This is a genomic window from Corynebacterium tuberculostearicum (assembly GCF_046097255.1).
Classification (GTDB): domain Bacteria; phylum Actinomycetota; class Actinomycetes; order Mycobacteriales; family Mycobacteriaceae; genus Corynebacterium; species Corynebacterium tuberculostearicum_J.
This window is the reverse complement of sequence record NZ_CP175770.1, coordinates 403,689-417,645: the sequence shown is the minus strand read 5'-3', so window position 1 is coordinate 417,645 and position 13,957 is coordinate 403,689. Positions and strand designations below refer to the sequence as shown.

Genomic DNA, 13,957 nt, shown 5'->3' with positions numbered 1-13,957 from the left:
GGAAAATAAGGTGTGTTAATTGCCGGCTTATTCGACTTGGTTACAGGCAACTTAAACACGTCGAAGTAGTTAGAACTTCTTCACTGCTCGTTGAGTGATTCGTCAATCATGTCGTTTTCTGCTCCTGTGCCTCTTTGACGCAGCGATGAACCGTGCCGACTGAACAGCCCAACTCGGCAGCAATTGCGCGCATAGTTAGCCTTTTTGTCCTTAGCTCTTGTACTGACCAGCCATTTCTAGGATGTTTCTTAGTCATGGTGCCCCTCCTCGATGAGAGCAGCGACGGCATTGCGTGCAGCACCATTGCCCCAACGCTTTGCCGCACGCTTCTTGCCACGTGCGCTTTGAATCGTGGTGAAGGTGGCTTCGTAGACGGCGGGGCATGTCGGTGTCAACGTCTAGGGGTATTGAGCAGAGTGATATTTAGCCCGCTGCGTTCGGCTTGGTCGATGTGGATTTGGTTAGGAAACTAGGATGAGGCCGCCGATCCAGCTAAGGAAACGGACGGTGCCAAACGGTGCCAAATGGTGCCAAATGGTGCTACCCTAGTGTTATTGCCACCTGTTACGACAGGATTGGAAGAAGACCCTGGGGCCCAGCCGGACGACTGGACCCAGGGTCTTCGCCTTTCTCTAGAGGGAATCCGGGGTGGGACGGTTGAGGACCACTTTCTCGTGCAGCTTCTCCCAGTACTGCTCTTCCCCTAGATGGACGGAGTTCAGTGCTCCCAGAACGGCATCTGGAATCCAGAGCAGTGGATCATCGCCACCGCGTACGTGTCGCAGTCGGATGCCAGCGCTTTGCCCCTGGCCCTGCAGGGCAACTATATGGGCGATGTCTCGCTTGTTTTGTGCTTCTTGCCGGCTTTCCAAAGTGACGTTGTGGACGTGCATCTCGGAGAGCTCGAAGTACATTTGCTCCAAGCATTTCCTGCGGTGTCTCTCCGTCTTCTTGCTCACTTCACTCTGGTGGGTGATGATCGCTTGCATGGAGTCGATCCCAGAAAGGGTGTCCACAATTTTCCGGCGTCGGCTATTACGTTCGTCGGTCCAGTGAAGTTTGACCTGGCCAGGAAGCCGTAGTGGACGCAGCTCCTCGCGTACTTTTTCCAAGTCTTGAGTGTCGATGATGGCTGCACACACCATGTACTCCTGCCGGTCTGGGGGCCTGAGGGCGGAGGACTCGTCGATGTAGGCGACTAGCTGGGATTCCACCCTGAAATTGTAGCCTAGTGTTCAAAGACAACTTCCATATGGCGGGATGCAAGCCACGATCGCTGTGGTCAGAAAACAGCCACCGGGGAACTAGACAGCTGCTGTCTGTGCATAAGGAGAAGAAGGTGCTTTTACCACCAAGACACTATCCGCTTTTCGGCTGTAGCAGTTCCGCGGCGAGATGATAGGCCAAGTGTGCATCCATCTCCGCCTGCAGACCAGCGTTGATCGATGCCTGTAGCAGGCCTTTAACTAGCTCGCTTGCATCATCAGCGGAAGCCGACAGATCGCTTATCAAGCTGCCGAGCTCAGGGTTTTCCATCAGCTTCTCGCTGATCTCGTTGACCCTCGCCGGGTCATGGCTTTTCTTCGGTGACACCGTAGTCATTATCGGTGAAACTCCTTCTAGATCAGAGCCACACACAAACTTCCTGACGCTCTGGCCATTTTGCTTGCACGGCCTTAGAACAACTGGGACAAGAATTGCGAAGCTTCTTGGCCGCCGCGGTGGCGTAATAGGACAAGCACAAAATATTGTGCAAATGCTAACGGATGAAGGCGAGTGCATCTTCGGCGGTGCTGTGGCTGTAGCTCTCGTCGGTTTTGGCGAGCTTATTACCGCGCAGCACCAGCCACATGCTCAGCGGGTAGAGGATAAGCGCTACCGTGACGGCCTGGATGATGGCGGCCACCTCGGAATCGTGCAGGTAGTTCCAGCAAAAGTGCAGGAGGAAGGCGGCGGCTAGGCAGCCGAGAAAGACGCCGATGCGCCACCACAGCGGCTTGGCGGCGGCGTAGAGCGCCCAGCCGATGCCCCAACCAGCCAGCGCGGTGAGCAAGACGTGTAGGCCCGGGCCGGCGACAAGGCGCAGGCCCCACATCTCAAACAGTCCCTGGACATCGCTATCGGGGTGCATGGTGGCGCCCATGGCGCCGTAGAGGATATTTTCGCAGGCCTCGAAGCCCAGGCCCACCACTGCACCCACGATCCAGCCATGCCACGGGCGGTTGAGCTGGCGGAAGGACATGAGCACGAAAATGACGCCGGTGGCCTTGGAGATTTCCTCTGGGTAGGCGCCGCTCCAGGACATCATGGCATCGACCCAGCCGGTGCCGATGGCAAGCTGCATGACAGGACCGGAGCTGATCAGCGCTAGGGCTACGGCCACCCCGCCGCCCCAAAGGAAAGCCAGTAGGGCCCACAGGCGCGCCGGGCGGGCCCACATGGGGCTGCGCTGCAGCAGGAAGATGACCAGCGCCACGAGAACGGCGGCGATGAGCAGGCTGAGCAGGCCCATCAGGGGAGAGATTAAAAATGTGCTCAGCGTCTGGACCAAGAACGCGATGAGGCCAATACCGGAGAGGATCCACAGCGTGATGCGAAAGAGCTTGGACATCTAGTACATCAACTCCCCGGAGAAGTCAGCGAATTCTGCTTCGGCCCCAGCGGGCAGATCCTCTTGGCCGAAGGCATGCCAGATGCGGGAGGTGGTGGCCCGGGCCTGATCTCCCTTGCCAGTCACGGTGACCACCCAATCCTTGTTTTCGTCTTCGCCGGTGCCGTCGAGGGAGAGGGCGGCGGTGGAGGAGGGGGCGTCGGCAAGCAGGAGCGCTCCATTCGTGCCGTCAAAGGTGGGGGCGTCGGCCGGCAGGGAAGCCATGGCGAGGGCGCGAACCATGCGACGCAAGGTGGTGGCATCGTCCTTGGCATCCTCGGTGAGGGTGGCCTGCACACTGACATCACCGCAGGTCCAGCCGATGCTGGCGAGGGATTCATAATCGCGCTCGCAGTAGAGATCAGCAACGTCAATCTCCCAATCCTGGCTGGGCTCGGTCAGGGTGACCTGCTCGACGTCCGCGGAGGAATCCGCCAGCGCCGCCTGCACAATTGTGGGCAAAGCGAGAACCACCGCCACGAACGCAATGACGGCGAGGAAAAGGCGCCGCGGATGCGCTGGAGGAAAGCGATAAAATTCCATAGCCCACACCTTATCTTGCTGCTTTGACCTAGAGTGGCAAGCATGAAAGATCTTTATCAACTAGTCAATGGACCCTGGCTGGAAAGCCACGTCATTCCCGATGATCGCGGCGTGGATGGCACCTTCCACGCGCTGCGCGATGAGGCGGAGGAACTCGTGCACGAGATCGTGGACAAGGACACCGGCCGCCCGGGCAAGCTCTATGCCTCCTTTATGGATACCGAGGGAGTCAACGCGGCCGGCATGGCTCCATTGGATGCGGATCTGGACCGCCTGAGTGCGGCCGACCCAGAGGAACTGGCACAGCGCCTGGGTGAGCTTGAGCGCACCGGTGTTGGCTCCCCGGTGACCTTCTGGGTATCCAAGGACTCTGGTTCCGAGGACGCCATTGCTTATGTCATTCAATCCGGCCTGGGCCTGCCGGATGAGGCTTATTACCGCGAGGAAGCCCACGCGGAAACGCTGAGCGCTTATGAAAAGCACGTGGCCGAAATGCTGGAATTCCTCGACCCAGCCCGCCTCTTTGGCCTGGGTGCCGAGGTAGCAGCCCACCGCATCGTCAGCTTGGAAAAGGAGCTGGCCGCTGGCCATTGGGACGTGGTCTCTACCCGCGATGCGGTCAAGACCTATAACCCGTGCGAGTTTAGCGAGCTGCCTACCATGACCCGCGCTTTGCTCTCCGGCGGCAACCTGCCAGAGCACCGCGTGGTCAATATGATGCCGTCCTACCTCGAGCACTTCGAGGGCCTCTTTACCTCCAATCGCATGGCCGATTGGCAGCTATGGGCCACCTGGCACATCCTGCGTTCCCGCGCAGCCATGCTGCCCGAGGAAGTAGGCGCGAAGAACTTCGAGTTCTATGGCACCAAGCTCTCTGGCGCTACCCAGCAGCGTGACCGCTGGAAGCGCGCCGTGGGCTTGGCCGAATCCCTCGTGGGCGAAGAGATTGGCCAGGTATTTGTGGATAAGCACTTCCCGGCCTCTTCCAAGCGCGAGATGGATGAGCTGGTGGACTACCTCATCGCCGCCTACCGTGAGCGCATCTCCCAGCTGGAGTGGATGACGCCCGCCACCCGCGAGCGCGCGCTGGAAAAGCTCTCCCAGTTCAAGGCCAAGATTGGCTTCCCGGATTCCTGGCGCGATTACTCCGGCCTCGAGGTCTCCGGCAAGGGCGCGGACCTGCTGGCTAATGCCCGCGCCGGCTCCGCCTTCTCCCATGATTTTGAGTTGGCCAAGATTGGCAAGCCGGCCGACCGCGATGAATGGGTGACCACCCCGCAGACGGTCAACGCCTTCTATAACCCGGTGGTCAATGACATCACCTTCCCAGCCGCCATCCTGCGCCCGCCGTTTTATAACCCGGATGCCGATGCCGCAGAAAACTTCGGCGCCATCGGTGCCGTCATCGGCCACGAGATTGGCCATGGCTTTGATGACCAGGGCTCGCAATTTGATGGCCAGGGCAACCTGAACTCCTGGTGGTCCGAGGAGGACCGCGCGGCCTTTGACAAGCTCACCGCGAAGCTGGTGGAGCAGTTCAATGGCCAGGTACCGACGGTGCTCAAGGAAGCCGGCATCGACTCCACCGGTGTCAACGGCAGCTTCACCCTGGGTGAAAATATCGGTGACCTAGGCGGTTTGGGTATCGCTGTGGTGGCTTTCAAGAACTACTGCGCCGATAAGGGCATTGATCTGCAGGGCAAGGAGGAAAAGTTCGAGGTAGACGGTGCCGAGCCGGAACTGGCCGAGCATACCTACAACGGACTGCAGCGCTTCTTCTTGTCCTGGGCCCGCGTATGGCGTACCGCCATCCGCCCGGAGATGGCCACCCAGTACCTCGCCATTGACCCGCACTCGCCGGCGGAGTTCCGCTGCAACCTCATCGCTGCCAATATCGCGGAGTTCTACGAGGCCTTTGACGTAGCGGAGGATTCTGCGATGTACATTGCGCCGGAGGATCGCGTCACCATCTGGTAGCCCTTTTAGCCGGTAGGCGGTGCGCGTAGGCTCGGTGGCATGACTAACGCAGATGCTAACCAGGACCCGCACCGCCCGCTGGAGCCCGGCCAGGAGTGGCACATCGGCGGCCAGGACCGCCAGATGGAGGAAAAGGAACAGCTCGAGCAGCTTGTTGCCTATATCGACGCCCACTATGACACCCCGGATTTTCGCCCGCCGTGGGCCGGGGGAGGCTCCCCTGAGGCGGATCAGTATTGCGCGCTCTTGCCGGATCGCATTACCCATGCGGCAATGATGGTGCTCGGTACTGCGGTGGACCATGCGCTACCGGGCACTGCATACACGGAGGGCATTAGCGTAGAAGAGTCTGAGGTGGGCGCCATTTTCCGGCCTAGCACCCCCACCGGCCGGTGGGCGGTCTCGCTCCATTCGGGCGGTTGGTGGCGCGGCAGTGGTCAAGCGCTGGAGATGCAGTGGCGCCCCGAGGTAGCCGCCGCCGCGCAGCTATCCGGCACCACCATTATTGACGTGGATTATCCGCTCGCCCCCGAGCACACCGTGGCGGAGATGGTCACTGCCGTGCAGCAGGCCATTGACTATGCCCGCGCGCAGGGTGCTTCCAACGTTACTACCTGGGGTTATTCCTCCGGCGGGGCGCTAGCGGCGCTGGCGCCTGCCGACGCCCTCCTGCTCACCTTCCCCGACTTCGGCGCCCTGGCACATCTGCCGGAGGACCTGCGCGCTGGATACGACATCCCAGCGGACCTATCTGAGCTAGGTCCGCACACTTTCGTGCAGACCGCCACCGAGGATGAGATTGCCGCGCGCGTTTCCGTGCCCGGCGCTGCCGCGCGCGATTACGTTTCCACCCACCGTGTGTCCACCCCAGCGGTGGCGCGGCAGCGCGTGCAGGATGCGGCCGCGTTCCTGGCTGGCGAGCTAGAAAAATAACAGTTTCCTGGCGATTCCATACTAAAAGGGAACTAGTTTCAACAAGGTTGCGACTAGTTCCGCATGACTATATCCACCCATGGCGCGCTATCGCGCCTGCATAAGTTCGCCGGCGTCATCATCGCGCCCTTCCTCATAGTCGCAGCGTTAAGCGGCTTTCTCTATGCCTTGGCACCCACCTTTGAACCGTGGATTTACCACGATGAGGTAACCGCCACCGCGCCAGGTAACCCACGCAGCCTGGACGAGCAGATTGCCGCCGCCCAGCGCGAGCACCCAGCTGGGCACGTGGTTCAGGTCGAGCCTTCCGAGGATCCGCAAGAGACCACTCGCGTGCTTTTCGACGACCCCACCGCTCCCAACTCCAGCTATACCCACGCCGTTTTTGTAGACCCGGTGGACCTACACATCACTGGCGAACTACAACAATATGGCGGCTCGCGGGCGCTGCCTTTCCGTACGTGGGCCTCCGATGGCCACCGCACCCTGTGGCTGGGAGAGCCTGGCCGCCTCTATGCCGAACTTGCGGCCTCGTGGCTCGGTGCGCTGAGCATCCTTGGCATTTACCTGTGGCTTAAGCGTAAGCAGAAGAATAGAAAGCGGCTTTCTAAGCCGCTGACGTTGCATGCCCGCGTGGGCGCTTGGTTGCTGCCAGGCTTTCTCTTCCTGACCGTCACCGGCCTGACGTGGTCGCTGGTGGCGGGTACCAGCATTGGCAAGGTGCGCGAGGAGTTGAATTGGAAGGAACCGTCTGTGGCAACCTCCGTTGCGGAAGTGGGTGCAAACAACGAAGCGAGGGAGCATTCCGGCCACGCTGGTCACAAGGGACATGCGGGCCATGCGGATCATGCGGGACATGAGGGCGCTGCGAAACTTGCCGGGGCCCAAACCGCATTGTCGGCAGCACGCAGCCAAGGATTGACCGGGGTTCTGGAGATGACCCCACCGGAAAAGCCAGGCGATGCGTGGGGCGTGCGCGAGGCTCGTGCGGCCTTTAAGCTGCGCAGTGATGCCGTAGCAGTGACCCCGAACGGGGAGGTCATCGACCGCATTAATTCCGCCGACTGGCCGCTTGCCGCACAGCTAACCTCGTGGCTCATCCAGCTGCACATGGGGACGCTCTTCGGTATCTATAGTCAGATCGCGTTGGCGGCGCTGGCCTTGGGACTGCTCGTGGTGAGTATCGCGGGTCTGCGGATGTGGTGGATAAAGCCGCGCCGCGGCCTGCCCGAGCTAAAAATTACCCCCGCCGTGCTGGCGGGGGTGGTGGCCTATTCGATCATCGCGCCGCTCTTTGGCGCCTCGCTTGTGATCTTTTTCCTAGGCGATTGGATTGTGCGGCGGTTGCGCGCCCCGCAGCGGGGCCGAGGCGCTGCCACAGGTGAGACTACTCCTCGCCCTCGGGGCGAATCTTCATCTCGGAGTCTTGCCACAGACCGGAGCGGGTAATGTCCTCATAATCGATCTCGGCGGGGACTGGGGCATTGCCCTGTGAATCGGTACGCAGCTCGTACTTTTCAATGGCGCCCCAGTCGCGGGCCCAGTCATTATTGAGGTAGCTCGGGATCTCGTAGGAGTAGTTGACCGCCTCCGCGGTGGACATGGCGCCACCGCCGGAGAAGGACTGGAAGTCCGTCAGCGAGGTCTGTGCCGAGGAATCCGGCAGGATGCGGTACTCCGGGATCTCCGTGACACCGGCAAAGTGGTCGAAGGTGCGCTGGCACGGGAACTGCAGGGCTACGGCCCAGTCCAGCAGTGCCGGGGTGTCCTTGGAGAACTGATTATTGATGGTATCCAGCTCCGGCACGCGCGGCGGGGTAAAGGCCAGCCAATCATCCTCATCGGTGGAATCATCCGTGGCTACCAGGCGCACCACATTGGCGTCCTGCGGCAGCTTATCCAGCGGCAGGCGCAGGTTGCGCCACTTCGGCGTGGCGCCGACGGCGGAGAGTTCCTCCTCGCCGGTATTGGTGACCTTGCCGGAGTCATCGATGGTGCCGTACTCGAGGCTAAGCTCCATGCCTTCTTGCTCCACCCCGTTGACATCGTGGTGGTAGATATTGCCGGCTGCGGACACGGCGAGAACCGGGGTATTGTCTTTGGCTTCTGGCAGGTTGTACCACTTGGTGGTCACCTCAGAGGTGGAGTCTTGGTCTTCGTTATAGGAACCGAGCACCGGCACCTTGGTGTAGTCCAGGTTGAACGGCAGGTGCATGGTGGAACCATTAACGCCCCGGGTGCCGCGCACGCCACCCTCAGAGGTATTGGTGGTTTCCTTGGACTTCTTGTCCTTCTTTTCCTTCGACTCTTGGGAATCGGCGGAATCGCTCGCGCCGCCGGATTCAGCATCCGCGCCGGAGGTAGCGGTCTCGGCGCTATCGGAGGAGGAATCGCTGGAGCCATCCGCGATGGCACCCACGGAGGCGGAGTTCTGGTTTTCCGGCTCGATGGATTCGGGGATGAAGTTCGGGTCGAAACCAGTGTGGGTTTCGTCCTCATCCACCAGGGAATCGCCCAAGTCGCCGTCCACCGGGGTCAGGAAGGAATCATTGGTATTGGTCTCTACCATGGTCTGATCCGCCAGCGCGCAGGTATTGCCGCGCAGGGAAGCCAGGTTGCCCTTGCCCACGGAGTAGGAATCCGCCTGGGAGACGGTGGCTTTGGCAAAGGAAGCACAAGAAAGGGCTACCACGATGGCGCAGGCCAGGGCGATGGGCGCAGACATGATGCCGGCCGAACGCGAGACCTTGGCGGCAGCATTCTTTTCAAACTCAGCGAGCGCGCCAGCCTCTTCCGCCTGGGACTTGCGGTAGCTATGGCGCAGGGACTGCACCACGCCGATGGCGAAGATGATGAGGGCGATGGCGAGCAGCACCTTATTAGCCTCGATGGCCTTGAGCTGCACCGTGCGATCCCACCATGGAATGCCAAAGGAGGATACGTACCACCATGCGTTCCAGCCGGCGAAGGAGATGGCGAGCAAGAAGACCACCGCGGCGATGGCGAAGGTGCGAGCGCGCGGCGAACGCAGCGCAAACTGGGAGAGCACCACAGCACCGAGGGCGGCGATGACACCGGCCACGCCGGCGTAGATGCCAAAGTGGTGGGTCCACTTGGTGGGGGTGAACATGAGGAAGAACATGGACAGCGCCACGATGATGAGCAGGCGCTGGGTCGGGCCGACGGCAGCACCAACGACGCGACGGTTCTTGATAAAGGCCGCCACGATGAGCACCAGGCAGAAGAGCATGGTGAAGACCGCGAAGCGGCGGGTCAGCGAGCCATCCACGGATTCCTGGAAGAGGGTGGAGTAGCGCGCGTACTCGGCGTACCACGGCAAGGAGGGGCCGACCTCGGAGCGCACGCGGGTGGACTCCAGCACGGTAGACAGCGTCTGGTCACCAAAGGCGGCGACCATGATGGCGGTGCCAGCGCTCAGGAACGGCGCAATGAGCGACAGCCAGCCGAGGGCGCCGCCGCCCATGGACGGCACGCGCTCGGCCATGGCGCGGAAGAGGTGCGGCAGGCTGACCAGGAAGACGCCCACGGCAAAAAGGCCGGTGGGGCCGGCGGCCAGAGTGATGGTTGCGGCGATGGTGCCCACGGCCGCCGGAAGCAGGCGGCGGGTGGCAATGGCGCGCTCGAAGGAAGCCCAGGTAAACATCACGCCGAGCGCCACGATGGGCTCTGGGCGAGTGCCGTTGTTATACGGCAGCCAGAAGGCCAGGAACATCAGCGCTGCGGTCCAGTGGGCGACCCGGCGGCCGTCGACAAGCTGGCCAAAGCGCGGCAGCATCTCGCGGGAGAGGATAAACCAGATAATGAGCCCGGAAATCAGGCCCGGCAGGCGCACGAAGACCGAGGCGGTAGAAATCTGGGAGAGTACGGCAACCAAGTCATAGTAAGGAGCGCCAAAGGGCGCCTCCGGCACGCCGTACCAGCGGTAGTAATTGGCCATGTAGGTCGCGTGATCGAAGACGCGGCTCATGGAGAAGATGAAGCCATCATCGGAGGTATTGGCGCCGAGGATGTACCAGAATCCCAAAATGGCGGCGACCACGCCATCGAGCGGGCGTACCTTCTTCCACGTCTCGGGCATGAAGCCGAAGCGGCGGCCATCGAGGCGGTCGATACGCCATAGGCAGAACAGGGACACGACCACCATGGCGATGCCCAGCCACATGGCAATGGTCTTGAGCAACGTCGGGGACGAGGTAAAGCGGGAGTTGATATCGACGTGGACATTGAGGCCGTCGTCAAGCAGGGCTTGCACGTCAGCCTTCTCGTCGATTTCGGTATAAACGCCGGTGACCTGCGGGCGCAGATCCTCCTCGGTGGTCTTTTCATGCTCGCCCACGCTCACGGAGGTGCCATCGCCCGTAGCGGAAATTTCAATCGTGGCGTCCTTGGGGAGCTTGGCTACCTCTTTGGCGTTGAGGGTAAGCAGCACCTCATCTAAGGACACAACGGACAGGCCCTCGTCATTCGCGCGGACGAAAAGGCCGCGGTTGGAGGCCTTCTTGGACTCCGGTGGGACGGTGCCGTAAACCATGGACTGGCCCTCGCGCAGTTCATCGACTGCGGAGATGGGGATGGTGGCCTTCAGGTCCTCTGGGGCGACGGAAATGAGCGGCGCGTTGATGGACTGCACGGAATCATGCTGCGGCCAATCATAAGAGGACTGGGTTTGGGTCACCGGCAGTAGCGGGGTCGCTACAAAACACAGGAAACCAATCAGCCCGGCAATGATTGCGGTCCACCGCAGGCCCGCGGGGGCGGCGGTGAAGCGGGAGCCGGCAGCGGCAGGTCGCGCTTGGGTGGTATTCGTAGTGAGGCTATCTGACACGGCGATTAGTCTACGTCAGATAACCCCCTCGGCCCGCGGGCACACCCTGCCGCGGGCGGGAAGTGTGGGTGAACTTACTTGGTGCGAACTGCTGTTACAAAGGGGCCGGTTTGCTGCAACTTCCAGCCCTTATCAAAAACGTCGGCATTGAAGAAGACCGCGCGGTAGCGAATATTCGGCTGGTTGGGATAGATATCTTCTGCTAGGTGGAGCTTGAAGCCATCGTCCTTATTTTCCAGATCGCCGCGGAAAATCATGACATCCGGGCCGCGCCAGGGAGCAGAATCCAAGGCCTTGCGGAACTCCTCCGGCTGCATATCCCAGGAATCATTGGCCCAAGTTTCAATCTGCTCGTTGCGGGTGCTGAACTCGCCCAAGGGATTGGCGTAGTGGCTGGTAAAGGCGTTAAAGCCCCAGTAGGGGTAATAAGACATGAAGGTCTTTTCATCCGTGAGCACCACCGTCTCATCCGGCGTATAGCCCTGGTCCTGAATGAAGTTGTGGATATCCAGGTAGTAGTGGGCGGAATCGCTGGTGAAGCGGTCCGCGCGTTCGCCATAGCCATCGGTATCGCTATAGGCGTGATCGATGGCGTCCTCGTTGGCCTCTGGGATCTGCTGCGCATAGAAGACGCCGGCCAGGGCCAAGATGATGCCAAAGACCGCGGTGATCTGCTTATTGGTGGTGTGGGAGAAACGCGCCGGGTAGAGGCGGTGCACGCCGAGTAGGCGAATCTCTGCCAGGGCCAGGATGCCGGCGGTGGCAAAGAGTAGGACCACGATGACCTCGAGGCGGAAGCTGAGCAGCGTGGTGCCGGCCAGGGTTGCCACCATAGACACCACGGTCCACAGGTAGGTGCCAAGAAGGGAAATACCCAGCGCGCGTACCTCCACGTCATTGAGGCGGATGACGATGTAAATAAGCCCCATGAGGCAGAGGAAGCCCACAATGCTGAAAGACAAGAAAGGCACTGGAATTTGCGTGCCTTCCTCCGGCAGGTAGTGCTGCGCGGTGGTTTGCAGTGGCGCCGGTGAGTGCATGACCGACCATAGGTAGGGCCCCCAGGCGATAAGCGCGATGGCAATGGAGCCTACCGCCATGATTACCAGGCGCAGGATGGGGCGCCACGTATGCTCATAGAGCGCGGTAAACAGCGCGATGAGGCTGACTACTGTAAGTGCGGCCGCACCGGTGAAAAGGGTATAGAACGTAGCGGAAATGCCTAGGTAGAGCGTTATTCCCAGGGTGGCCAGCCAGGAGCCGCGGAAGGCGCGGGCGCTCAGTACCGCAATGGCGGGCAGCCCCATGGCAATGACCGCGGAATAGGGCTCCTCGGCCGCGATGGTGAGCGTAATTGCGGTGGTCACCAGGGCGATGGCGGTGGCGACCGGCAGGGAACTGGTCAGGCGCTGCCAGATGGGCACCAAAATACAGCCGGCCACGGCAATGGAGATGAGCGCCCAGGGCTGGTAGACCTCCCAGCCCGGAATTCCCATGAGCGCACCCAAGCGGCCGCCCAGCCAGAACCAGCCAATCGGATAGAAGGACGGCATGTCCTGGTAGTTCATGTCCGCATAGCCCATCTCATCCACGGAGCGGGTGAGGAACTGGGTGCGGAAGGCCTGGTCCACCTGCACGCCATCGAGCCACAAGCGGGAGGCGGACAACGGCAGGCCCACGGCGGCCAGGGTCAATAGGGCCGGGGAGAGGTAGGTGACCGCGTAGGTCAGCCAGGACCGCCAGCGCGGCCGGGTAAAGGACTCCTTGTAGTGGTCATAGAGCCACCACACGCACAGCCCGCCGGCCATGGCCAGCGTGAGCACCACCCCCACCGTGGTCAGCGCGCGGGTGACCATGGAGGTATTAAAGGACGGCAGCGAGACCGTCTTGAAGGCAAACCAGCCCAGCAGCGTTACCACGCCACCGGCCAGGGCGGCCAGCACAAAACCCAGTAGGGTCGCGCGAGGAGTCAGCGCATCGGCGCGGTAGGCCTCGGTGCGGTTATCCTCGCTCACGGGCGTTGACTGGGCGGGTACAGCGGTGCTTGTCATGCCCATTAGTTTCGCATACCCAAGCCCCACAGCCCAGATTTGGCGCGGGCAGGTGAGCACTTGCTTGCCGACGTCCCCCTGATACACCACCGCCCCCGTCACCTCCCTCGCCGCGGGCGTGCGGCGAGGCGAAAGAGCGGGGGCGGGGCGGAGGCGAGCCGGCCGGCTAGCGCCAGCGCGGAAAGCTGCGGCGTTTAGAACGGCAGCTTGCGGAAGATGGCCTGCGGGATGAACTTGAATGCCAAAGAAACGTACTCAAATAGCGGGTGTACGAAGATGGACTGCTTGCCATCGAGCACGGCCTTGACGGTGGCCTCGGCAACGTCGGAGACGTTGACGGTCAGTGGGGCGTCGCCAGCCTCGGCGGACATCTTGGTGCGCACCTGGCCTGGGCGCACAACCAGCACGTTGGCGCCGGTGCCGCGCAGGGCCTCGCCCAGGTTGATGTAGAAGCCGTCCACGCCGGCCTTGGAGGCGCCGTAGACAAAGTTGGAACGGCGCACGCGCATGCCTGCCACGGAGGACATAGCGATGATGGTGCCGTGGCCCTGGTGCTTGAACTTCTCGCCCAAGAGCACGCCCACGGAAACCGGTGCGGTGTAGTTGGTCTGTGCGGAGGCAACGGCCTTGTCGTGGTTCTGCCACAGCTCTTCCTGGTCACCCAGGGTGCCGAAGGCAACGATGGCCACGTCGACGTCGCCGCGGGCCCAGGCCTTATTAATAACGTCCGGGTGGGAATCGAAGTCGGTGGCATCGAAGTCCAGGACCTCTACGTCAGCGCCACGGGATTCCAGGTCAGCCTTGGCCTGGGCGATGCGTGGGGACTCCGGGCGGGCGGCCAGGGTGACCTTGGCCGGGCCGCGCTGCAGGAACTCGGAGACGACGCCGAGGCCGATCTCGGAGGTGCCGCCCAGAAGCAGGATGTGTTGTGCTTGGCCTACTGCATTAAGCATGGTC

At 61.6% G+C, this 13,957-nt stretch carries 10 protein-coding genes and 1 pseudogene; 3 read left to right on the top strand and 8 right to left on the bottom strand.

The window, feature by feature from the left end; translation table 11 throughout:
- Positions 1 to 248: 248 nt before the first annotated feature.
- From ACKFRY_RS02170 to ACKFRY_RS02150, 5 genes and pseudogenes are all read right to left on the bottom strand, one after another.
- On the bottom strand, positions 249 to 395 hold the full coding sequence (locus ACKFRY_RS02170; protein ID WP_408923095.1) for a hypothetical protein: 147 nt from the start codon (positions 393 to 395) through the stop codon (positions 249 to 251).
- Positions 396 to 632: 237 nt separating this feature from the next.
- Positions 633 to 1,214: a hypothetical protein gene (locus ACKFRY_RS02165; RefSeq protein ID WP_408923094.1), complete on the bottom strand. Its 582-nt coding sequence runs from the start codon at positions 1,212 to 1,214 to the stop codon at positions 633 to 635.
- Positions 1,215 to 1,398: 184 nt separating this feature from the next.
- A pseudogene (locus tag ACKFRY_RS02160) lies at positions 1,399 to 1,602 on the bottom strand (IS256 family transposase); the annotation flags it as partial.
- A 157-nt stretch (positions 1,603 to 1,759) separates the two neighbouring features.
- Positions 1,760 to 2,611, bottom strand: coding sequence for a PrsW family glutamic-type intramembrane protease (locus ACKFRY_RS02155; RefSeq protein ID WP_408923093.1), 852 nt, complete (start codon positions 2,609 to 2,611; stop codon positions 1,760 to 1,762).
- A complete protein-coding gene (locus tag ACKFRY_RS02150; protein ID WP_408923092.1) occupies positions 2,612 to 3,193 on the bottom strand; it encodes a hypothetical protein in 582 nt (193 codons plus the stop codon).
- 42 nt (positions 3,194 to 3,235) lie between these two features.
- Between ACKFRY_RS02150 and ACKFRY_RS02145 the strand changes: the two genes are divergently transcribed.
- From ACKFRY_RS02145 to ACKFRY_RS02135, 3 genes are all read left to right on the top strand, one after another.
- The gene (locus ACKFRY_RS02145) at positions 3,236 to 5,170 is read left to right on the top strand and encodes a M13 family metallopeptidase (RefSeq protein ID WP_408923091.1); all 1,935 of its coding nucleotides are present in this window, start codon (positions 3,236 to 3,238) and stop codon (positions 5,168 to 5,170) included.
- A gap of 39 nt (positions 5,171 to 5,209) precedes the next feature.
- Positions 5,210 to 6,103, top strand: a complete 894-nt coding sequence (locus tag ACKFRY_RS02140) for an alpha/beta hydrolase (protein ID WP_408923090.1) — start codon at positions 5,210 to 5,212, stop codon at positions 6,101 to 6,103.
- A 63-nt stretch (positions 6,104 to 6,166) separates the two neighbouring features.
- The gene (locus tag ACKFRY_RS02135; protein ID WP_408923089.1) at positions 6,167 to 7,552 is read left to right on the top strand and encodes a PepSY-associated TM helix domain-containing protein; all 1,386 of its coding nucleotides are present in this window, start codon (positions 6,167 to 6,169) and stop codon (positions 7,550 to 7,552) included.
- On the opposite strand, the gene ACKFRY_RS02130 is transcribed toward ACKFRY_RS02135, so the two are convergent.
- The 3 genes from ACKFRY_RS02130 to ACKFRY_RS02120 form a co-directional block, all read right to left on the bottom strand.
- On the bottom strand, positions 7,491 to 10,949 hold the full coding sequence (locus ACKFRY_RS02130; RefSeq protein WP_408923088.1) for an arabinosyltransferase domain-containing protein: 3,459 nt from the start codon (positions 10,947 to 10,949) through the stop codon (positions 7,491 to 7,493). The two genes, ACKFRY_RS02135 and ACKFRY_RS02130, sit on opposite strands and share 62 nt — an antisense overlap.
- Positions 10,950 to 11,023: 74 nt before the next feature.
- On the bottom strand, positions 11,024 to 13,000 hold the full coding sequence (locus tag ACKFRY_RS02125; protein ID WP_408923087.1) for a galactan 5-O-arabinofuranosyltransferase: 1,977 nt from the start codon (positions 12,998 to 13,000) through the stop codon (positions 11,024 to 11,026).
- A 194-nt stretch (positions 13,001 to 13,194) separates the two neighbouring features.
- Positions 13,195 to 13,953, bottom strand: coding sequence for a decaprenylphospho-beta-D-erythro-pentofuranosid-2-ulose 2-reductase (locus ACKFRY_RS02120; protein WP_239279095.1), 759 nt, complete (start codon positions 13,951 to 13,953; stop codon positions 13,195 to 13,197).
- Between the last annotated feature and the right edge of the window lie 4 nt (positions 13,954 to 13,957).